This is a genomic window from Streptomyces sp. NPDC059080 (assembly GCF_042739975.1).
Classification (GTDB): Bacteria; Actinomycetota; Actinomycetes; order Streptomycetales; family Streptomycetaceae; genus Streptomyces; species Streptomyces benahoarensis.
Map to the genome: position 1 here is coordinate 1 of NZ_JBHYGX010000033.1, position 21,240 is coordinate 21,240.

At 73.4% G+C, this 21,240-nt stretch carries 17 protein-coding genes and 1 other RNA gene; 5 read left to right on the forward strand and 13 right to left on the reverse strand.

What is annotated here, in order from left to right; genetic code table 11:
* Positions 1-345: 345 nt before the first annotated feature.
* The 3 genes from ACFWWQ_RS22620 to ACFWWQ_RS22630 all read right to left on the reverse strand — a co-directional run bounded on the left by ACFWWQ_RS22620 (position 346) and on the right by ACFWWQ_RS22630 (position 5,799).
* The gene (locus tag ACFWWQ_RS22620; RefSeq protein ID WP_384598918.1) at positions 346-1,779 is read right to left on the reverse strand and encodes an NAD-dependent malic enzyme; all 1,434 of its coding nucleotides are present in this window, start codon (positions 1,777-1,779) and stop codon (positions 346-348) included.
* 453 nt (positions 1,780-2,232) lie between these two features.
* Positions 2,233-4,773 carry a HelD family protein gene (locus ACFWWQ_RS22625; protein ID WP_384598921.1) on the reverse strand — a complete coding sequence of 847 codons (2,541 nt, stop codon included), beginning with the start codon at positions 4,771-4,773 and terminating at the stop codon, positions 2,233-2,235.
* A 219-nt stretch (positions 4,774-4,992) separates the two neighbouring features.
* Positions 4,993-5,799: a CGNR zinc finger domain-containing protein gene (locus tag ACFWWQ_RS22630; protein WP_384598924.1), complete on the reverse strand. Its 807-nt coding sequence runs from the start codon at positions 5,797-5,799 to the stop codon at positions 4,993-4,995.
* Between the two features lie 341 nt (positions 5,800-6,140).
* Here ACFWWQ_RS22630 and ACFWWQ_RS22635 point away from each other — a divergent pair, with 341 nt between their 5' ends.
* Positions 6,141-6,917, forward strand: coding sequence for a class I SAM-dependent methyltransferase (locus ACFWWQ_RS22635; protein WP_384598927.1), 777 nt, complete (start codon positions 6,141-6,143; stop codon positions 6,915-6,917).
* 211 nt (positions 6,918-7,128) lie between these two features.
* Here ACFWWQ_RS22635 and ACFWWQ_RS22640 read toward each other — a convergent pair whose 3' ends face one another.
* Positions 7,129-8,379: a uroporphyrinogen-III synthase gene (locus ACFWWQ_RS22640; RefSeq protein ID WP_384598930.1), complete on the reverse strand. Its 1,251-nt coding sequence runs from the start codon at positions 8,377-8,379 to the stop codon at positions 7,129-7,131.
* A 422-nt stretch (positions 8,380-8,801) separates the two neighbouring features.
* On the opposite strand from ACFWWQ_RS22640, the gene ACFWWQ_RS22645 reads away from it, so the two are divergent.
* The 3 genes from ACFWWQ_RS22645 (at position 8,802) to ACFWWQ_RS22655 (ending at position 10,724) form a co-directional block, all read left to right on the forward strand.
* Entirely contained in the window at positions 8,802-8,945 is a 144-nt protein-coding gene (locus ACFWWQ_RS22645; RefSeq protein ID WP_384598933.1) for a hypothetical protein, read from the forward strand.
* A gap of 56 nt (positions 8,946-9,001) precedes the next feature.
* Positions 9,002-9,775, forward strand: a complete 774-nt coding sequence (locus ACFWWQ_RS22650) for a GIDE domain-containing protein (RefSeq protein WP_384598936.1) — start codon at positions 9,002-9,004, stop codon at positions 9,773-9,775.
* A gap of 250 nt (positions 9,776-10,025) precedes the next feature.
* On the forward strand, positions 10,026-10,724 hold the full coding sequence (locus tag ACFWWQ_RS22655) for an MFS transporter (protein WP_384598939.1): 699 nt from the start codon (positions 10,026-10,028) through the stop codon (positions 10,722-10,724).
* Between the two features lie 94 nt (positions 10,725-10,818).
* Here ACFWWQ_RS22655 and ssrA read toward each other — a convergent pair.
* The 5 genes from ssrA to ftsE all read right to left on the reverse strand — a co-directional run bounded on the left by ssrA (position 10,819) and on the right by ftsE (position 14,742).
* Positions 10,819-11,188: a transfer-messenger RNA gene (ssrA, locus tag ACFWWQ_RS22660) on the reverse strand.
* A gap of 158 nt (positions 11,189-11,346) precedes the next feature.
* Positions 11,347-11,847, reverse strand: coding sequence for an SsrA-binding protein SmpB (gene smpB / locus ACFWWQ_RS22665; protein WP_384598942.1), 501 nt, complete (start codon positions 11,845-11,847; stop codon positions 11,347-11,349).
* Between the two features lie 18 nt (positions 11,848-11,865).
* Positions 11,866-13,053 carry a S41 family peptidase gene (locus ACFWWQ_RS22670; protein ID WP_384598946.1) on the reverse strand — a complete coding sequence of 396 codons (1,188 nt, stop codon included), beginning with the start codon at positions 13,051-13,053 and terminating at the stop codon, positions 11,866-11,868.
* 78 nt (positions 13,054-13,131) lie between these two features.
* Complete coding sequence (gene ftsX, locus ACFWWQ_RS22675; protein ID WP_384598949.1) at positions 13,132-14,043, reverse strand: permease-like cell division protein FtsX; 912 nt, start codon at positions 14,041-14,043, stop codon at positions 13,132-13,134.
* Between the two features lie 9 nt (positions 14,044-14,052).
* Complete coding sequence (gene ftsE / locus ACFWWQ_RS22680; RefSeq protein WP_143942505.1) at positions 14,053-14,742, reverse strand: cell division ATP-binding protein FtsE; 690 nt, start codon at positions 14,740-14,742, stop codon at positions 14,053-14,055.
* A gap of 250 nt (positions 14,743-14,992) precedes the next feature.
* Between ftsE and ACFWWQ_RS22685 the strand changes: the two genes are divergently transcribed.
* A complete protein-coding gene (locus ACFWWQ_RS22685; protein WP_143942504.1) occupies positions 14,993-15,181 on the forward strand; it encodes a hypothetical protein in 189 nt (62 codons plus the stop codon).
* 242 nt (positions 15,182-15,423) lie between these two features.
* Here ACFWWQ_RS22685 and ACFWWQ_RS22690 read toward each other — a convergent pair whose 3' ends face one another.
* From ACFWWQ_RS22690 to ACFWWQ_RS22705, 4 genes are all read right to left on the reverse strand, one after another.
* Positions 15,424-16,284 carry a hypothetical protein gene (locus ACFWWQ_RS22690; RefSeq protein WP_384598953.1) on the reverse strand — a complete coding sequence of 287 codons (861 nt, stop codon included), beginning with the start codon at positions 16,282-16,284 and terminating at the stop codon, positions 15,424-15,426.
* 363 nt (positions 16,285-16,647) lie between these two features.
* Positions 16,648-17,766: a peptide chain release factor 2 gene (gene prfB, locus ACFWWQ_RS22695; protein WP_143942503.1), complete on the reverse strand. Its 1,119-nt coding sequence runs from the start codon at positions 17,764-17,766 to the stop codon at positions 16,648-16,650.
* A gap of 44 nt (positions 17,767-17,810) precedes the next feature.
* Entirely contained in the window at positions 17,811-19,118 is a 1,308-nt protein-coding gene (locus tag ACFWWQ_RS22700) for a serine/threonine-protein kinase (protein WP_384598956.1), read from the reverse strand.
* A 217-nt stretch (positions 19,119-19,335) separates the two neighbouring features.
* On the reverse strand, positions 19,336-20,961 hold the full coding sequence (locus tag ACFWWQ_RS22705) for a serine/threonine-protein kinase (RefSeq protein WP_384598959.1): 1,626 nt from the start codon (positions 20,959-20,961) through the stop codon (positions 19,336-19,338).
* Positions 20,962-21,240: the final 279 nt, after the last annotated feature.

A 21,240-nucleotide genomic window follows, 5' to 3' on the forward strand; every position in this document is an offset into this window, starting at 1 on the left:
GCCCGTGTTCTTCTTGCCAATGGGCGTGCCCTGCGGGCGAGCCGCAATATCAGGCACAGCGAAGCCGATGCTGCCAGGGCCCTCGGACAGTCCCCGGACCCGGGTCTGCTGCCAGACCCTCGCGCCCGGTTACGCATCCTGCCCCCACCTGCGGCGGTAAAGCCAATCCGGCACCCTGGCGGGTCACACGGAAAGCGTCAGCGCCCCGGTCGGCGTGACGTTCCGCACCCGTAACCGCTCGGAGCCCGCCACGCGCGGTGGCCGGCCGATTGCCGTCCGCCACCCTAGGGGCCACCCGACGCAGCCCGTCCGCGACGCGCCGTGCCCGGGAGGCCCCGTGGGGCGTCAGAGCGCCGTGGCGGCCGTCACAGTCGCGCCCCCGGCCTTCGCCGCGTCCTTCACCGCATCGGCCACGGCACCCGCGACCTTGTCGTGGAAGACGCTCGGGATGATGTAGTTCGGGTTGACCTCGTCCTCCTGGACGACGCCGGCGAGGGCGCGGGCGGCGGCCAGCATCATCTCGGTGTTCACCGTACGGGACTGGGCGTCCAGCAGGCCGCGGAAGACGCCGGGGAAGACCAGCACGTTGTTGATCTGGTTGGGGAAGTCGGAACGGCCGGTGGCCACGACGGCGGCGGTCTGCCGGGCGATGGCCGGGTCGACCTCCGGGTCGGGGTTGGCCAGCGCGAAGACGATCGCACCGTCGGCCATCTTCGCGACGTCGTCGCCGTCCAGGACGTTCGGGGCGGAGACGCCGATGAAGACGTCCGCGCCGACGACGGCGTCCTTGAGGGTGCCGGTGACGCCCTCGGGGTTGGTGTTGTCGGCGATCCAGCGCAGCGGGGAGTCCGGGTCGGCGGAGACCAGGTCCTCGCGGCCCGCGTCGACGACGCCGTGGATGTCGGCGACGACGGCGTGCTTGACCCCGGCGGCGATCAGCAGCTTGAGGATGGCGGTACCGGCGGCACCCGCACCGGACATGACGACGCGGACGTCCCCGATGTCCTTGCCGACCACGCGCAGCGCGTTGGTCAGGGCGGCGAGCACGACGATGGCGGTGCCGTGCTGGTCGTCGTGGAAGACCGGGATGTCGAGGGCCTCGCGCAGCCGGGCCTCGATCTCGAAGCAGCGGGGCGCGGAGATGTCCTCCAGGTTGATGCCCGCGAAGCCCGGCGCGATGGCCTTGACGATCTCCACGATGGCGTCGGAGTCCTGGGTGTCCAGGCAGATCGGCCAGGCGTCGATCCCGGCGAACCGCTTGAACAGGGCCGCCTTGCCCTCCATGACCGGCAGCGCGGCCTTGGGGCCGATGTTGCCGAGACCGAGGACGGCGGAGCCGTCGGTGACCACCGCGACGCTGTTGCGCTTGATGGTCAGACGGCGGGCGTCCTCGGGGTTGTCCGCGATGGCCTGGCAGACGCGGGCGACGCCGGGCGTGTAGACCATGGAGAGGTCGTCACGGTTGCGGATGGGGTGCTTCGACGACATCTCGATCTTGCCGCCGAGGTGCATCAGGAACGTACGGTCGGAAACCTTGCCGAGCGAGACGCCCTCGATGCCGCGCAGCTTTCCGACGATCTCGTCGGCGTGCGCGGTGGACGTCGCGGCGATGGTGACGTCGATCCGGAGTTTTTCGTGGCCGGAGGCGGTCACGTCGAGGCCGGTGACCGACCCGCCGGAGGACTCCACGGCCGTGGTGAGCTGGCTGACGGCGGTGCCGCTCGCGGGAACTTCCAGTCGCACCGTCATCGAATACGAGACGCTAGGCGCCGTTGCCATGGCCGACTTCCTCTGCTTTCCCTTGTTGCCTATGCGCTGTCCCAGGAGCTCGGATGCCCTGCGCATCGTCCGATCGTCCCACCTACCAGCCGGTAGACGGTAACCAGCCCCGCCTTACGGAAAGATTCTTCCACCGTACGAGAGGGTGAGGGCGGGTGGAAGTCCCGTCGGGCGGGCGCCGCTCGGGGAGCGGTGCGGCGTGTGTCACTCGCCGGGAGCGCCCCGGGAACGGCAACGGGCGCCCCTCCCGGAGGAGGAGCGCCCGTCACTGCGGTCTGAGACACCGACCCGCCATGCTCGCCTCGCGGCAAGTGGTCGCTCGTAGCGACGATGGTTGGGCCCGGGGGCTTGGATCGAGCCGGTGCCACGGACAAGGCTAACAAACCCTCCCCGGAAGCGAATCCCGTGGCCCGCCACCTTTTTCCGGTACGGCCCGGACCACCCGGGCGGCGGTCAGTCGCGCAGCAGGTCGGGGACCCCGTCGGCGTCCGGCTCGTCGCGGTGGCCGGAGAGCACCGTCAGCCGCTGGGTGGCGCGGGTCAGGGCGACGTAGAGCACCCGCAGCCCGGCCGGGGACTCGTCGGCGATCTCGGCGGGCGCCACCACCAGCGCCGCGTCGTACTCCAGCCCCTTCGCCTCCAGAGAGCCGAGGGCGACCACCCGGTCGCCGAGACCGGCCAGCCAGGCGCGGGCCTGCTCGCGGCGGGCCATCGCCACGATCACGCCGACGGTGCCGTCCGCCTCGGCCAGCAGCCGCCGGGCCTCCTCGACCGTGGCGGCGGCCAGCGCCTCCCCGACGGCCGCGGCATCCCGGCCGTCCGGGGACGCCACCGCGAACCGCGGCCGCAGGCCCGTCGAACGGACCGCGTCCGGCGCCGTCATCCCGGGCATCGCCAGCGCCAGGACCTTGGCGGACAGCTCGGCGATCTCGGCCGGGTTGCGGTAGTTGACGGTGAGCGAGAAGCGGCGGCGCGGGCGGGCGCCCAGCGCCTCGTCGCGCGCCTCGGCGGCCTCGTCCGGGTCGGACCACGACGACTGCGCCGGGTCGCCGACGACCGTCCAGGTGGCGTGGCGGCCGCGGCGGCCGACCATCCGCCACTGCATCGGCGTGAGGTCCTGCGCCTCGTCGACGATCACATGGGCGTAGTCGGTGCGCTCCTCCTCCAGGCGCTCGCGGCGGCTGCGGCCCGAGGAGGCGCGGTCGGCGGCCGTGGTCAGCTCGTCCAGGCCGGTGAGCTGGTCCAGTGGATCGGCCTCGCGGGGGCGCGCCGGACGGGCCGGGGCGCCGAGGATCAGCTGGAGCTCGTCGAGGAGCGCCACGTCGTGGACGGAGAGCGGGCCCTGCCCCCGGGCGTCGAGGCGGCCGAGCGACCGGGCCAGCCGCCGCACCTCGCGCGGGTTGAGGACGCGGCGCGCCCAGCGGCCGAGGGTGCGTTCGTCGGCCATCGCGGCGAGCACCCCGCGCGGGGTCAGCTCCGGCCACCAGGCGTCCAGGAACTCCTGGAAGACCGGTTCGGTGCTGACGTCCTCGTCGAAGCCCTGGCGCGCCTCGGCGGCCAGCTCCGGGTCGTGGTAGCGGCGGCCGGCCCCGGACTTCGTCCACAGGGCGTCCAGGAGGAGCCGCCGGGCGCGGGGGCGGAGCAGGTTGACGGGCGCGGTGCCGCCGAGGGCGATGCGGCGGATGCGGCTCAGGTCGGACGCGTCCAGCTCGATGCGGCCTCCGAAGGCCACCACGCGGAGCCGGTCCGGCGGGCCGGACGGTGCGGGGGCGGCGTCCTCGTCCAGGAAGGAGAGCTGGGTGTCGCGCTCCGGCGCCGGGGTGGCGGGGCCGGCCGCGTCCAGGGCGCCGCGGGCCGCCTTGCGCAGCAGCTTCTGCATCCGGCTGGAGCCCTTGACCCGGGCCACGTCCGGCGGGTCGTAGGCCCCGCCGTCTCCCGGCCGCCGCCCCTCATCGAGGCCCTTCGGGCCGCCCCCGCTCGTGGCCTCCGCGCCGTCGACGAGGGAGCCGAGCGCGCGGATCGCGACCTGCCCCTCCTCGCCCAGGGACGGCAGGACGCCCTCGGTGTAGGCGACCAGCAGCGGGGTGGGCGAGACGATGAGGATGCCGCCCGCGTAGCGGCGGCGGTCCTGGTAGAGGAGGTAGGCGGCGCGGTGCAGGGCGACGGCGGTCTTGCCGGTGCCGGGGCCGCCCTCGACCTCGGTGACGGACGCGGCGGGCGCCCGGACGACCAGGTCCTGCTCGGCCTGGATGGAGGCGACGATGTCGCGCATGGTGTGGCTGCGGGCCCGGCCCAGCGCGGCCATCAGGGCACCGTCACCGATGGCGGGCAGCTCGTCACCGTCGAGGGTGGCGGTGACGTCGGGGCGCATCAGGTCGTCCTCGACGCCCAGGACCCGGCGGCCCTTGGAGCGGATGACGCGGCGGCGTACCACGCGGCCCGGTGCGACGGGCGTGGCCCGGTAGAAGGGGGCGGCGGCCGGGGCGCGCCAGTCGATGACCAGCGGGGAGTAGTCCGCGTCGAGGACGCCGAGGCGGCCGATGTGCAGCGTCTCGGCGATGGTGGCGCGGCCGTCGGTGACGGCTCCGTCGGCGGGCTCGACGGAGGTGAAGGCGCCGTCGAGCCCCTTCTTGCCGTCCTTGCCTGGGAGCAGGTCGATGCGGCCGAAGAGGAAGTCCTCGTACTCGGAGTTGAGCCGGTTGAGGTGGACGCCCGCCTGGAAGACCTGGGCGTCCCGCTCGGCGAACGCGCCGGGCGTGCCGACCTGGCCGCGCTTGGCGGCATCGTCCATGAGGAACTCCGCCTCGTGGATCTTCTCCTCCAGGCGCCGGTAGACCCGGTCCAGGTGCGTCTGCTCCGCGGCGATCTCCCGCTCGCGGAGTCCGGCGGGCACGGCGGCGGAGCCGGAGTCCGTGGCGGGCTCCGGGGCGACGGCGTCCGAAGAAGTGTGCTCCGGTGTGTGATCCGGTGCGTGCGTGGCGTTCTGCGCGGCCACCCAGGCCCCCTTCTGGTGTGCGTAGGGCAGCCGTCAACCGTACGCGAATCGGGCACCGTACGCATCCGATCCCCCGCGCGACGGGGCGGGGAAGGGCTGGTGGGGACGGGCGAGGGGGCCGTTGGGGTGGGGTCGTGGGACGCCTGGAGGGCGCCCGCTCGGTGCGCCGAGGGCGGTCGCTCGGGGTACGGGGCCGGGCCGGGGCCGAGCCGGACCCGGTCAGGTGTGCGGGGTGGCGCCCGGGGCGTCGGGGGGCCGGCGGGCGCCGGGCTCGTCGGGCGCCGGGGACACGCCGGGCGCCGGGGACGCGCCGGGCTCGTCGGGCGCCCGGGGCTCGTCGGGCGCCCGGGACGCGCCGGGCACCGGGAACGCGCCGGGCTCGTCAGGCGGCGGGCCCGCCGACCCGGGCCCGCCGGCCCCCGGCGGCGACACCCCCGCCGCTCCCCCGTCCCGATCCGCCGCCGCCCGTTTGCGATGGCGGGCGACCCGCTCACGGTTCCCGCAGACGCCGCTGGAGCACCAGCGACGGCGTCGGCCGCGGGAGGTGTCCAGGAAGAGGAGGCGGCAGCGGGCGCCCTCGCAGCGGCGGAGCCGGTCGCGGGTGGCGTGGTCGGTGAGCAGGTCGACGGCGTCGCGGGCGACGGCGGCGAGCAGCGCCGCGCGGTCGGCCGGGCGGGCGAGCCGCGGGGCGAGCGCGCCGTCCGGGCCCCGGACCGCCTCGACGGCGGGCGGACCGGCGGCCGCGGCGGTGGCGTTGAGCAGGTCCAGGTCGATCACGGCCTCGCCGCCGGACAGCTCGGCATGGAGCACCCGGCGCACCACCTCGCGCAGCCCCCGGAAGCGCACCACCCAGCGGCCGTTGACCCCGTCCAGCGCGGTGTCCGGGGGCACCGCCCCGGACCCGGCCAGCCAGCTTCTCAACTGCTCGGGTCCGGTGAGGAGTTCACCCGGCGGACCGGAGGTGGCCAGCAGGTCCAGGCAGATCCGCCCGCAGTCGAACCGCAGGCCCTCATCAGGCGCCGCCATGCTCCTGATCACTCCTTCGGAATCGAGGATGCGACACCAGAGTGCCCGCCACGGCGGGCCGCCGTCACCTCCCGCGCCCGCGCGACCACTCCCCGCCCGGCAGGCCCGGTCCGCGGCCCGCCCCTTCCCCGTACCGGCGAACGGATCCCGTAGGTAAGGCCGTTGACGCCCATCCTTCCTGCTCGTCGCCGGACGCGCCCCATCTATACATTCCGCGTATACAGCTGATGTACAGTCCGGCCGTGGCGCCGCGGAGGGCCCCGCCTCCGCCCGGCCCGGCGTGCCGTGTCGCCCACCGGCGCCCGCCCTGCCCGCCCGCACCCGAAGGACGAAGGTCACCTATGTCGCGCACCACTTTGCACACCAACCGGTCGAGCCTGTCCCACAAGGTCGGCTACGCGGTCCGCAACCCGGCGAAGATCGCCCCGTACGTCCGGCGCACCGCGCGCGACACCTGGCTGCGGCTGCGCCACCCCGGACACGTCGCCTACTACCGCGCCGTGATGGCGTCCGACGCGGGCCGCAACCCCGAGGCCGCGGTGGGCAGCCACACACACGAACGCTGGCTGGCGCTGGGGCAGATGCAGTTCGACTACCTCATGGAGCACGGGCTGACGCCGAGGCACCGGATGCTCGACATAGGCTGCGGCAACCTCCGGGCCGGCTGGCGCTTCATCGCCCACCTCGACCCGGGCCACTACTACGGCATCGACATCTCGCCCGACATCCTGATCTCCGCGAAGAAGACCCTGACCACCTACGAACTCCAGGACAAGCTGCCGCACCTGACGATCACCCAGGACCTGAAGCTGGAATTCCTGCCGTCCGGCCACTTCGACGTCGTCCACGCGCACAGCGTCTTCTCCCACTCGCCGCTCCCCGTCATCGACGAGTGCTTCGCGCACGTCGGCCGCATCCTCGCACCCGGCGGCTTCTTCGACTTCACCTTCGACCGCACCGAGGGCACCGAACACCAGGTGCTGCGCGAGGACTTCTACTACCGCACCGAAACGCTGATCCGCCTCGCCGAGAAGCACGGCCTCCAGGCCCGCTTCATGGACGACTGGGAGACCCGCAAGCACGGCCAGTCCAAGATCCGGGTGACGAACGCGGAATGAGGCCGGGAGCACGCCCCGGGGTGTGTGCCGGGGCGCGCCCGGGGGTGTCGGGGCGTGCCCTTACGGGTGGTCGGCGCTGCCCGTAAGGGGCGCTCCTGATGCCTTACGGGGCCGATGCCGGTCCCGTAAGGGACGCCCCCCGATCCCGTACGGGAGGGAGTCCGGGGCCGGGCGGGCCGGGCGGGCCGGGCGGGCCGAGCCGGGCCGGGCCCTACGCTCCCCCGTACCTGTCCGTGTCCGCCCGCGGGTCGAGCGCCAGGCGATATCCCCGTTTCACGACCGTATGGATCAGCTTCGGGTCGCCCATCGCCGTCCGCAGCCGGGCCATCGCCGTCTCGACCGCGTGCTCGTCCCGCCCGGCGCCGGGCAGCGCGCGCAACAGGTCGGCTCGGGAGACCACCCAGCCCGGGCGCCGGGCCAGCGCCCGCAGCAGCGCCATCCCGGCCAGGGGCACCGGCCGCAGCGCGCCGTCGACCAGCACCGCCCGCCCGCGGATCTCCAGCCGCCGCCCGGCCACCGGCAACCTCCGCGCCCGGCCCGGCAGTTCCCGGCACAGCAGCTGCACCAGCGGCCCGATCCGGAAGCGCTCGGGCTGGAGGGTGGGGATGCCGTACGCCTGGAGCGGCAGCGCGGTGACCGGCCCCACGCACGCCGCCGGGACCTCCCGCCCCAGCGCCGCCACCACCGCGTCGCGCATCCCGCGCCCGGCCGCCCGGCGCAGCAGCGAACTGGCCGCCGGTGCGCTGGTGAACGTCACCGCGTCCAGCCCGTGCCCGGTCAGCGCGTCCAGCAGCCGGTCCACCGGGCCCAGGTCCGCCGGCGGCAGCCAGCGGTAGACCGGCACCCCGACGACCTCCGCACCGGCCGCCCGCAGCGCCTCGACGAACCCGGGCAGCGGCTCGCCGTGCAGCTGGACCGCGATCCGCTGCCCGCGCACCCCGTCCGCCAGCAGCCGGTCGAGGACCTCCGCCATGGACTCGGACGCCGGTGACCACTTCTCGGTCAGCCCGGCGGCCCGGATCGCGCCGCGCACCTTGGGCCCGCGCGCCAGCAGCTCCACCCGGGCCAGCCGGTCGAGCAGTTCCTCGCCCAGGCCCCAGCCCTCGGCTGCCTCGATCCAGCCGCGGAACCCGATGCCCGTGGTGGCGACGACGACGTCCGGCAGGCGCGCGAGCAGACCGCGGGTGGCGGACAGCAGCTCGGAGTCGTCGGAGAGCGGCACGATGCGCAGCGCCGGTGCGTACACCACCTGCGCCCCGCGCCGCTCCAGCAGTGCCCCCAGCTCCTGCGCCCGCCGCGCCGCGGTCACCCCTACGGTGAACCCGGCCAGCGGCGGCACCTCGCCCGTCCCGTAGGGGTCGTTCCGTCCGGCACCCGCGTCGGCCGCCCCGCCCGGCCGCCCGGCGTCCGCGCCCGCATCGGCGTCCGGCCCCGTCCCCGTGTCCCGCTGTGCCTCGTCCATGGTCGTCGTCCCGCTCCGCCCCGCGTGGTGTGGTGCCCCCGTCCGCCCCCGGACCGCCACGGCTCGGGCGGTACCGGAACACCGAGTCTGCCAACGTCCCGTGTCGGCCACGGACCACCGGGATTTCCCACCTGTTACGGGACGATTGCCGCAACCGGCACCGCTACCCCTCCCCCGCCCCGCGTCCGGGCCCGGCCGCCCCCCGGACACCGCGCCGGACGTATACGACCCGCCTCCCCGCGGCATCCGCCCGGGAGGCAGGCAACAAGACATCAATTCACCCGAAAACAACGGATATTTGGGGACGGGCGGCGAAGGGGACGGCCGGTAGACTCCCTCCCCGGCCGGACCGGCCCATAGGACCAGCCGGTCGGACCAGCCGGTCGGACCGGCCGGTCGGATCCGCACCCTGGGGGAAGCACATGAAGTGGTGGGAGTGGGCGCTCTGCGGTCTCGCCCTGGTGATCCTCGGCTGGTTCGCCGTCGGGCATCTCGTCCGGTCGGTGCGGCACACGGCCGGTTCGCTGACCGACACCTACCGCAGGCTCCGCGAACTGTTCCGCTGATCCGCTGATCCGCCACGTCCCGTAGGGGACACGTCCGAGAGAAATCAGGGGGACGCGTGATTCCGTTTCTGGGGATCTTCCTCGTCGGTCTGGGCGTGGTGAGCGCCTTCCAGCTGCTGCGCGCGAGGAAGCGCGTCCGCACCATGATCACCACCGAGACGCTGTCGGCGCAGGAGCTGTCGCAGCTGCACCGGGCGGCGCTCGACGCGGTCGGACCGGGCGCGTTCCGGCAGATCGCCGAGGTCGCCGGCGTCGCCCGCCCGTCCGCCGCGGGCCCGCTGACCTCGCAGCTCACCAAGACCGAGTGCGTCTGGTACCGCACCCGCATCACCCGCAGGTTCGAGACCCGCGGCAGCCGGCCCCAGCAGCGGCGGCGGCGCAGCGAGGTGGTGTCGGACTTCCTCAGCCCGACCCCGTTCCTCGTCGAGGACGCCTCGGGCCGCACCACCGTGCTGCCCGGGGACGCGCTGATCGACCACGCCCCGAAGACCCACCACCGCTTCGAGGTCTACGGGCCCGGCCACGACGAGCCGCTCGGCCTGATCGACATCCCCGGCATCACCCGCAACGAGCGCACCCTCGGCTTCCAGCAGGAGGAGTGGACGGTCGCCGCCGGGTCCCGCTTCTACGCACGCGGCGAGGCCCGCGACGACGAGCGCGGCGAGCTGGCGGTCGGCGCCCCCGAGGACGGCAGCCCGTTCCTGATGGCCGCCGTGTCCGAGCAGGACCTCCTCGCCGCCGAACGCCGCAAGGCCACCGTCTTCCGCGCCCTGACCCTCTCCTGCATCCCGGTCGGCGCCGTGCTGCTCGGCCTGGCGTACGCGCTGTAGCGGACGGTCGCCGCAGACCTCGCGGAGGGCGGGCGCCCCGGAATTCCCGGGCGCGCGCCCTTCCCGTTTCCCCAGCGCCCGCCCTCCTCGCGCGCGCCGGCCCCGTCTCGCGCGCGCCGGCCCCGTCTCGCTGCGCTGGCCCCGTCTCGCATGCGCTGGCCCCGTCTCGAATGCGTCGGCCCCGTCTCGAATGCGTCGGCCCCGTCTCGCGCGCGCCGGCCCCGGGGCCGTGCCGACCTCTCCCGCGGCCGTGCCCACCGTCCGGCCCCGGCGCCCCGAACCGCCGCGCAGGGGCCCGCCCCCGCCGTCCGGCCGCAGGACCCGCCGCCGGGCACCCGACTACCCCCGCACCGAACCGCCCGTCGCCGCCCCCGCCCCGGCCGGCGGCCGCCCGGCCCGCGCCCCGCTCCGTACGCCGGGCCTGCCGCCGCTGCTGGCGGTCTTCGTCGCCACCGGCGCGGTCTTCGGCTCGATGGAGGTGGTCACCGTCGCGTACGCCGACGGGCACGGCGCACGGTCCGCCGCCGGGGCGATGCTCGCGCTCCAGGCGGCCGGGTCCTGCGTCGCGGGGCTGCTGTGCGGGCTGCGGCCGCCCGCCGGGAATCCCCGCCGGCGCCTGGTGGCCGCGCTCACCGCGATGGCCGCGCTGCTGGTGGCGGTGGAGCTCGCCGCCGCCACCGGACGGCTGCCGCTCGTCGCCGGGGCGCTCCTCGTCGCCGGGCTGGCCACCGCCCCCGCCATGATCGCCGGAATGGCACTGTTGACTGCCCGGACGCCCGCGGAACGGCTGAACGAGGGGATGACGCTGGCGGTGACGGCGCTGCTGACCGGCATCGCGGCCGGTTCGGGACCGGCGGCCGCACCGTGGACCTGCTGCCGCCCGGCGCCGCGGGCCCGTACGCCGTGCCCGTCGCGGCGGCCACGCTCGCCCTCGCGGTGGTGCCGGTGACGATGCGGCGCCCGGCAGTGGCCGACGCGGCCCCGGAAACGACTCAGGCCCCGGCGTCCTGACGGACATCCGGGGCCTGGGCCTCACATGGGAACTGTGGAGATGGCGGGAATCGAACCCGCGTCCAACGGTGCGGAATCAGGGCTTCTCCGAGTGCAGTCCGCTGCGATTTTCTCGGCCCCGGAGATCACGCGGACAAGTCTCCGACGGGCTCAGTCACTGTTTGATTTCCTTCTGAACCCCGTGACCGGGATCAGAAGTTTAGTCCCCTAGCTGATGCCAGGATCCGGGTCGGGAACATCCCCGGGCTGACACTTCGCAGGTCGCTACTTAGGCAGCGAGGGCGAAGGAATCGCGCTTGGTATTGGCGATTATTGGTTGCGACACATGGTTAACGAGATCATTGCCGCTTCCTCGACTCGCTTCCCCTGCTTCGACATCCGCTGTCGAAACCGATCATCCCCATGTTGTTTTTTCAAAAGCACCGCAACCCGCCCGACGGAAGCCGGACAACGGTCACGGGACCGCACACCCTCCCTGGGGTGCATGGCCATCGTACGTGAACAACGCACGACGGTGCCAGCGTATTCCGGGGCCAGCGGCGGGTGGCCGGCCCGGGACGTCAACCGCGCTGGCGGCGGCGTACCGCGGAGACCGCGCGGTCCGTCTCGCGGCGGTCCTGCTGCTCGCGGAGCGTCTGCCGCTTGTCGTACTCCTTCTTGCCCTTGGCGAGCGCGATCTCGACCTTCGCCCGGCCGTCCTTGTTGAAGTAGAGCGCCAGCGGCACGACCGTATGACCGGATTCCTGGCTCTTCGCCTCCAGCTTGTCGATCTCCGCGCGGTGCATCAGCAGCTTCCGCTTCCGGCGGGCCGCGTGGTTGGTCCAGGTGCCCTGTGCGTATTCGGGAATGTGCACGTTGTGCAGCCACGCCTCGTTACCGTCGATGTGGACGAAACCGTCGACGAGCGACGCGCGGCCCTGCCGGAGCGACTTCACCTCGGTGCCGCTCAGCACCAGACCGCACTCGTAGGTGTCCAGAATGTGGTAATCATGGCGCGCTTTCTTGTGCTGCGCGACGAGCTTGCGCCCGGGATCCTTGTCCTTGCCCTTTTGCTTAGCCATAGTGCAGCCATTTTCGCACTACGTCCCGGTGCCCAGGCCACTCAATACCGTGACGGCCCGCGCGGTCGCCCCGTCCTCGACGGTGAGATCCGGGGTGATGCCGTGCCCGTCGACCGTCCGCCCGGCCGGAGTGCGGTAATGGCCGACGGTCAGCTCCGCGACCGAACCGTCCGGCAGCGTGCTGGGCATCTGCACCGACCCCTTCCCGAAGGTCGGCGAACCGACGACCACCGCCCGGCCCCGGTCCTGAAGCGCCCCGGCCAGCAGCTCGGCCGCGCTCATCGTGCCGCCGTCGACCAGCACCACCAGCGGCACCCGGGTGTTCCCGCCGTCGCCCGCGTACAGCGCCCGCTGGCGGCCGTGCACGTCGTACGTGGCGACCAGACCGCCGTCGAGGAACGCGGAGGCGGCGGTGACGGCCTCGTCGACCAGGCCGCCGGTGTTGCCGCGCAGGTCCAGCAGGAGACCGGCGTCCGGCGGCGCGGCGCGCACCGCGTCCCGGATCGCCGCGCCGCTGCCCTTCGTGAACGCCTCGGCCCGGATCCGGACCGGGCCGGACGCCCCGGCCGGGCGGTCCGTGGTGACGTCCTGGCTGCGCAGCCGGGCGCGGTGGACGACGGCGCTCCACCTCCGGGCGCCGCGCTGGAACGCCAGCTCCACGGGGGTACCGGCGCGGCCCCGGCCGGCCTCGTCGTCGCCGCGCAGCAGGGCCACGACCTCGGTGACCGGGCGGCCCCGGACCGGGCGGCCGTCGACCGCCACGAGCCGGTCACCCCGGGCCGTCCCGGCGCGGGCCGCCGGGCCGCCCGGCCGCACCCGCGAGACCTCCATCCGGCCGCCGCGCGCCTGCCGCAGCCAGAGCCCGACGCCGACGTAGCCCCCGTCGAGCTGCCGCTGGAAGTCCTCGAACTCCCCGGCAGTGTAGATCGTCGACCAGCGGTCGCCGCTGCGGCTGACCACCTCGGCCGCCGCCTGCGCCCCGGACTTCCCGGCGGCCATCGCCTCGGCCGCCGCCCTCTCGACCGCCGCCCGGTCGGCCGTACGGCTGCCGGACGCGGCGGACGGTTCGGGGCGGGGACGCGCGGTGTGACCGGCGTGCCAGCTGCCCGCCGCGGCACCGGTCGCCAGGACGGTCGCGAGGGTCAACGTCAGCGCCGTCCCACGGCGGATGCGGCGGGGCCTGACGGACAGACACGGGCGCGACATGGCGGTGAGTCTAGGCGACACAAAGGCGCCGCACGGTGAGTTGACCGTACGGCGCCTGTTGTCAGGGGTGGGCGGGTGTCACACCTTGAGGTACTTACGCAAGGCGAAGAACGCGGCGAAGGCGGGCATCACCAGACCGATGAGGAGGATCAGCGGCAGCACGGAGACGACCGAATCCCAGCCGATGAAGTCGACGACCTTGATCTTCTCCGCCAGCCAGTTGTTGATCAGGGCGTACTTGCCGCCGATGATCAGCACACAGGCGAACGCGGCACCGATCAGGCCCGCGATGGCCGCCTCCATGATGAACGGCATCTGGATGTAGAAACTGGAGGCGCCGACCAGCCGCATGATGCCGGTCTCGCGACGACGGCTGAACGCCGACACCCGCACGGTGTTGACGATCAGCAGCAGCGCCACGATGAGCATCAGCCCCATGACGCAGAGCGCCGCGATGCGCATACCGTCGAGGAGGTTGAACAGCGGCTCGACGGTGTCGCGTTGGTCCTGGACCTCCTGGACACCGGGCCGCTCGGAGAACGCCGACTTGATGACCTCGTACTTCGTCGGGTCCTTGAGCTTGACCCGGAAGGACTCCGGCAGTTGGTCGGGCGTGACCAGACCGGCGACGGGCGTGTCGCCGAACTGCTCCTTGTAGTGCTTGTACGCCTGGTCGCTGGACTCGTAGAGGACCGGCTTCTGCACGATCGGCAGCCGCTCCAGGTCCGCTTTGATCTCCGCCTTCTGCTGCTCGGTCGCGGCACCCTTGGCGCAGTTGGCGCCGGAGGTGTCGTTCTTGTTGCAGAAGAAGATGGAAACGTTGACCTTGTCGTACCAGTAGCCCTTCATGGTGTCGACCTGGTCGCTCATCAGGAGCGAGGCGCCGAACAGACCGAGCGAGAGGGCTACGGAGACGATGACGGCGAAGGTCATCGTGAGGTTACGGCGGAGACCGACGCCGATCTCCGACAGGACGAACTGGGCGCGCATGGCGTCCTTTCAGTGCTGGTAGCCGTACACGCCGCGCGACTGGTCGCGTACGAGCCGGCCCTTCTCTAGTTCCATGACCCGCTTACGCATCTGGTCGACGATCTGCTGATCGTGGGTGGCCATGACCACCGTCGTACCGGTCCTGTTGATCCGGTCCAGCAGCTTCATGATGCCGACGGAGGTCTGCGGGTCGAGGTTGCCGGTCGGCTCGTCCGCGATGAGGAGCATGGGGCGGTTGACGAAGGCGCGCGCGATGGCGACGCGCTGCTGCTCACCACCGGACAGCTCGCCCGGCATGCGGTCCTCCTTGCCCCCCAGACCGACGAGTTCGAGGACTTCGGGGACCGTCTTGCGGATCTGGCCGCGCGGCTTGCCGATGACTTCGAGGGCGAACGCGACGTTCTGGCCGACCGTCTTGTTGGGGAGGAGCCGGAAGTCCTGGAAGACGGTGCCCAACTGGCGGCGCATCTGCGGCACCTTCCAGTTGGACAGCTTCGCGAGGTCCTTCCCCAGCACGTGCACGGCACCGTGGCTGGCGCATTCCTCGCGCAACAGCAGCCGCAGGAAGGTGGACTTACCGGAGCCCGAGGAGCCCACCAGGAAGACGAACTCGCCACGCTCGATCTCCAGGGAGACATCCCTGAGTGCGGGGCGGTTCTGCTTCGGGTAAGTCTTGGAGACGTTGTCGAATCGGATCACTGAGACACCACGGTCGACCTGGATAGGGGCACGGGTTGCCGGGCTGCGGCTCCCGTCGGTGTGCGTGACCCTACGCGAACCTCATACGGCGGCGTAGTCGGCATCCGCGGTTGGTGCGTTTGCTCACGGCGCCTACGGGACAAAACCAGTCCATTCCGGCAGGGCGCGCCGTTCCGTGACCGAGCTGGCACAGTGGTAGAGGGAACACTCACGCCCCCCGGAACGTTGGGGCGGAGGAGAAGGAGGTCGCATGACGTACGACCGATTGGTGTGCGCCAACTGCGCGGCCCCTGTGAACGAGGGCCGCTGCCCCGTGTGCCGCGCCAGCAGGGAGCGGCTCCAGCAGCAGGGCCTGTTCGCCCAGGTCAACCCGGCACTGCTGGTGGCGCTGCTGGTGGCCCTCGTCGCGGTGGGGCTGCTGCTGCACCAGGCCGTCTGAGGCGGCGCGCCCGCGCCCCCATGGGCGGTGACGCCGGGTGAGGTGTCCGATACGGCCCGAGGGGGGCGGGGGGGGGGGGCGGGGGGCCGCGGGGGCGGGGGGGGGGGGGCGGGGGCGCGGGGTGGGGGGGGGGGCCCGCCCGCCGGGGGGGGGGGGGGGGGGGGGGGGGCGGCGCGCGGGGGGGGGGGGGCGGGGGGGCCCCCCCCCCCCCGGGCCCTCGGTCGTGGTGCGACGGGTCGGCGTCAGGCCGCGGCCGCGCCGCCACCGTTCTTGTTGATCAGGCGGGGCATCAGACGGAAGCCGATACCACCGGCGATCATCGTCGCGGCGCCCACGAGCAGGAAGGTCGTGCCGGAGGCACCGGTCTCGGCCAGCTCGCCGCCCTTGGGCTGCTGCCTGGCGGCACCCGGGGTGTCCCCGATCTGCTCCCTGGCCTGGCCCGGCTGCTCGATCGGCTTGCTGCCGGCGTTGTCGGTGCCGGTGCCGTCGCCGGTGGAACCACCGGTGCCGTGACCACCGGTGCTGCCACCGTTACCGTGGCCACCGGTGGAGCCGCCGTTGCCGTGACCGCCGGTGTTGCCACCGTTGCCGTGACCACCGTCGGTGCCGCCGTTGTCCTGGCCGCCATTGGTCGTACCACCATCGGTGGTGCCGCCATTGGTCGTACCACCGTCAGTGGTGCCGCCATCGGTCGTACCACCGTCAGTGGTGCCGCCATCGGTCGTACCACCGTCAGTGGTGCCGCCATCGGTCGTACCACCGTCAGTGGTGCCGCCGTCCGTGGTGCCGCCGCTGTCCTGGCCACCGTCGGTGGCGCCGCCGTCGGTACCGGCGATCGAGCCGCCATCAGTACCGGCGATGGAGCCGCCGTCGGTACCCGCGATGGAGCCACCGTCGGTACCGCCGTTGTCCTCACCGCCGGTGGTGCCGCCGTTGTCGCCGCAGAACCAGTGCAGCGGGTCCAGCGGGCTGCACTGCTCGGGCTTGTCCGCACCCGCGGGCGTCGCCGCGGAGGCCGCACCGGCGGCCGTGAGCGACGCACCGGCCGCGATCACCGCACTGGCCGCAATGCGCGCCACGCGCAGCCGTGTCTTCTTGGTCATATGTCTGCTACCCCCAGTAGCTGAACTCGTCATGGGAGCACCGCTGTACGGGGGTGCGGACCGGGGCGTACGTCCTGGCACCGCTCTCGGGCGGGCCCGCCGTTTCCCCGTTCGACGCACGCCCCGGACAGACGCATGCCGCGTCCAGCCTTCCGAGTTCTCCCGGCATCGTCAAGGTCGAATAAAGTACCGACGCCCGAAAGAGTGGGAATTGTGCGTTACATGGACGTACGACTGTGACCTAACCGCCCAAAGCAAAAACAACTGCCCTCCGGGGAGGAGCAGTTGTTTCCGCGTCACAACGGGAGGGAGCAGGCGGAAGCCGATGGATGCGGCGACGCCGGCGAACGGGGCGCGGGCGCCCTACTTCCCGGCCTCCTGCTCCTGCTGCTTGCGCCAGCGGATGCCCGCCTCCAGGAAGCCGTCGATGTCACCGTCGAGGACGCCCGTCGGGTTGCCGACCTCGAACTCCGTCCGCAGGTCCTTGACCATCTGGTACGGGTGCAGGACGTACGAACGCATCTGGTTGCCCCAGGAGTTGCCGCCGTCGCCCTTGAGCGCGTCCATCTTCGCCTGCTCCTCCTGGCGGCGGCGCTCAAGGAGCTTGGCCTGGAGGACGTTCATCGCGGTCGCCTTGTTCTGGATCTGCGAGCGCTCGTTCTGGCAGGAGACGACGATGCCGGTGGGGAGGTGCGTCAGGCGGACCGCGGAGTCCGTGGTGTTGACGCCCTGGCCGCCGGGGCCGGAGGAGCGGTAGACGTCGACGCGCAGCTCGGACTCGTCGATCTCGATGTGGTCGGTCTGCTCGACGACCGGCAGCACCTCGACACCGGCGAACGACGTCTGGCGGCGGCCCTGGTTGTCGAACGGCGAGATACGCACCAGGCGGTGGGTGCCCTGCTCGACCGAGAGGGTGCCGTAGGCGTACGGGACGTTGACCGCGAAGGTGGTCGACTTGATGCCGGCCTCTTCGGCGTACGACGTTTCGTACAGCTCGGTCTTGTAGCCGTGGCGCTCGGCCCAGCGGAGGTACATGCGCTGGAGCTTCTCCGCGAAGTCCGCGGCGTCCACGCCGCCGGCCTCGGCACGGATGTTGACCAGGGCCTCACGGGAGTCGTACTCGCCGGAGAGCAGGGTGCGGACCTCCAGCTCGTCGACCGCCTTGCGGACGGCGGTCAGCTCGCTCTCGGCCTCGGCGCGGGTGTCCTCGTCGCCCTCGTCCTCGGCCAGCTCGAAGAGGACCTCCAGGTCGTCGACGCGGCCGCGCAGCTCCTCGGCGCGGCGCAGCTGGCCCTGGAGGTACGAGAGCCGGCTGGTGATCTTCTGTGCGCTCTCCGGGTCGTCCCACAGGGACGGGGCCGCGGCCTGCTCCTCAAGCACGGCGATATCGGCCCTCATCTTGTCGAGGTCCAGGACGGCCTCGATCGACCCCATGGTCGAGGAGAGGGACTTCAGCTCTTCGGAAACATCGACGACTGCCACGCACCCAGCCTAACGGCTGCCGCCGAGAGTGTGCCCCGGCCCCGTCAGGGAGCGGCGGGATCGGGCTGCTCGATCCCGGGACCGGCATCGCCCGGATCGCCCTCGCCCGAGGCCAGCCAGGTGCCCAGGCCCACCGCGAGGAGCAGGGCGGCGGCCGCGGTGCCGAGCCGGACCCGACGGCGGCGCACCACCTCCGGTGACGACCGGTGACGGGCCGACCCCGCACGGCGCTCGCCCGCCGCCCGGGGGGCGCGCGCCGTGCCGTGCGCGCCGCCGGCCAGCTCGTCCGGGCCGGGGACCCGCATGCTGGTGTGCGTCTCGCGGTTCGAGTCGGGCGCCGCGCCCTGGACGAGCGCCACGGAGCCGCGCGGCGGGGTGACCTCGCCCACGGCGGACGGCCCGGCGTCGGCGTCCTTGGGGGCGGCCTCGGCCTCGGCCACGCCGTCCGGGCCCTCCTCGTCGTCCGGCTCGTCGATGTCGAGGGGCGGCATCCCGGCCAGCCCCGGGAGCAGCTCGCGCAGCCGGGCGGCCAGCTCGGGGGCGCGCAGCCGGGAGGCGGGCGCCTTCGCGAGGCACTGCAGGAGCAGCTGCCACAGCTCGTCCGGGATGCCGGGCAGCGGCGCCACCCGCTCGGTGACATGGCGCCGCAGCACGGCGCCGGGGTGCCCGCCGCCGAACGGCGTGAACCCGGCCAGCAGCTCGTACAGGACGGTGGCCAACGCGTAGACGTCGACGGAGGCGCGCGGCGGGAGGCCCTCGATGATCTCGGGGGCGAGGTAGTCGGGGGTACCGATGACCTTGGTCGAGCGGAGCGTGGCGGCCCCGCCCCCGGTGGGGGGCTGGGGCAGGCGGCGCGGGGAGTCGACGAGGCGGGCGATGCCGAAGTCGGTGAGCAGCGCGGGGTGCGCTCCCCCGGGGCCGAGGGGGCCCTGCATGTCCAGGAGGACGTTCTCCGGCTTGACGTCGCGGTGGACGATCCGGGCGGCGTGCGCGGCGGCGAGGGCGTCGGCGACGTCGGCGGCGATGGCGACGGCGGCCTCCGGGGCCAGCCGCCGTTCGCGCTCCAGCCGGGTGCGCAGGTCGGTGCCGCGGACGAGGTCCATGACCAGGGCCAGGTCGTTGCCGTCGACCACCAGGTCGCGTACGCCGACGACCCGCGGGTGGTCCAGGCTCAGCAGCGCCGCCCGTTCCTGGACGAAGCGGCCCACCAGCTCCTGGTCGGAGGCGAGGTCCTCACGCAACAGCTTGATGGCCACGGCCCCTTCGGGGCCCTCGCCCAGCCATACCGTGCCCGCACTGCCGCGTCCCAGGATCTGGTGGGCGGTGTACCGGCTGCCGATCTTCCGTGCCAAGACTGCTCCGACGTGTCGGGCCCCCGAGCGTCCTGCGGGGGCTGAGGTTGACGTCAAAGCTACGCGGACGGCGGGGTGTTCCGTGCCCGGGACGGTGGCAACCTTCCGTTCTGGGGGAGAAATCACCGCCGGAAGTCGATAAATCCACCGGATGACCCGGGGTGCGGTCAGCGGAAAGGCCGGTGCCCCGGGCGCGTCACCCGGGGCACCGGCCTCGTCAGATCCCGTTGATGAAGTGTTCGACGTCGTGGTAGATCGAGTTGATCTGCTCGAAGAAGCCCTTGGTCGTGCCGATCCACTCCTGGGGGATCATCTGCCAGATCAGCCAGGCGGCGACGAAGAGGATCACGAGGGTGAACAGGCAGCCCTTGAGGCAGCCGAGGCCCGGGATCCGCATCGGGTTGGCGCTGCGGCGGCGCGGCTCCCGGGGCTCGCGGGCCGGCGGGCGCTCCGGTTCGTAGCGCTGCGGCGGCGGCTCCTGGCGGCGCTGCGGGGCCGGCGGGCGCTGCTGCTGCGGGGGCTGCTGCTGGGCGTACGGCACCGGCACGGGCTGCGGGTGGTACGGCTGCTGGTGCTGCGGCGGCTGCTGCGGGGCCGGGCGGCGCTGCGGGCGGCGGCGCAGCGGGTCCTCGCTCGGGTCGAGGTACTGCACCTGCGTCTGGTCGTTGCGGTCGCGCGCGGCCCGCATCTGGGACTCCCAGGGGTGCGGCCCATCGGGCTCCTGGGGGCCGCCCACGGGGGGCACGCCGGGCATCGGCGGCACGGGCGGCATGGCGCGCGTCGGGGCGGGCCCGCCGGGGGCGCCGGTCGAGGGCAGCACGCTGGTGGCGGCGGCCGGGTCGACGGCGGCGGCACCGGTGGGCAGCACCTGGGTGGGTTCCGCGTCGCCGCTGCCGCCGGCGTCCGTGCCGGGGACCTGCGCCGGGGACGGGTCGGGGGCGAGCAGCGCGGCGACGCCGAGCGCCGCCTCGGCCTGCTCCGGGGTGGCGTGCGCGCCGACGCCGGCGGCGACGGCGCGCAGCGCGCGGGCGAGGTTCTCGGCGCTCGGCCGCTCCTCGGGGCGCTTGCGCAGACAGCGCTCGATGACCGTCCACAAGGGCTCGGGGACGGACCCGGGGCGCTGCGGCTCCTCGCTGAGGTGGCGGTGCAGCACCTCCAGGGCGGTCGATCCGGCGAACGGCGGGCGGCCGGTGACCAGTTCGTACAGCAGGATCCCGGCGCCGTAGATGTCGACGGCGGAGGTCTGCGGGCGGCCCTCGGCGGACTCCGGGGCGACGTAGGCGGGGGTGCCGACGAACTCGTGGGTGCGGGTCAGGCCCGGGGAGTCGGCGAGGCGGGCGATGCCGAAGTCGGTCAGCATCGGGTGCATCTCGCCGTCGCCGTCGGACCCGGAGAGCAGGACGTTGGCGGGCTTGAGGTCGCGGTGGACGACGCCGTCGGCGTGGCTGGCGGCGAGGGCGTCGGCGATCTGCGCGGTGAGCAGCGAGGCGGCCACCGGGCTGAGCGGACCGTTGTCCCGGAGGTAACGGTGCAGGTCGGGGCCGTCGACGAGGTCCATGACCAGGGCCAGCAGATCGCCTTCGACCACGAGGTCGCGGGTGCGGACGATGTTGGGGTGGGTCAGGCGCAGCAGGACGGAACGCTCCCGCAGGAAGCGCATCACCACGTCCGCGTCGTTCGCCAGCTCCTCCTTGAGGACCTTGATCGCGACCGTCTCGCCGGGCTCACCGGCGACGGCCGCCTCGGCGCCCGCCGTCTCCCGCTGGCGCGCACGCCAGACGGTGCCCGTGGCGCCGCGTCCCAGCGGCTCGTCGAGCAGGTACTTGCTGCCTACCGGCCGCACGTCATGCGCTCCCTGGTCGGTGATCAACTGTTGCCGGTCCGCTGGGTCGTCCGCGGCCCGTCGCCCCACTGTAGTTGCCGTGGCTCCCGCCGTCGGCGTTGCGCTGCCGCGCCGCCCGGGGTGGCCGGCCGTCGGTGGTGGCTCGTGGGGAAGACGCGAGGTGCGGACGGATGGTTGCGCGGGGTGTCCGCGCCGCGGCGGGGGCGGTTTTCGGCCGGACCGGGCGAACGGGGCAGGGACGGAGCCCGCCGTCATCCCCCGCCCACACGGCGTCACGGG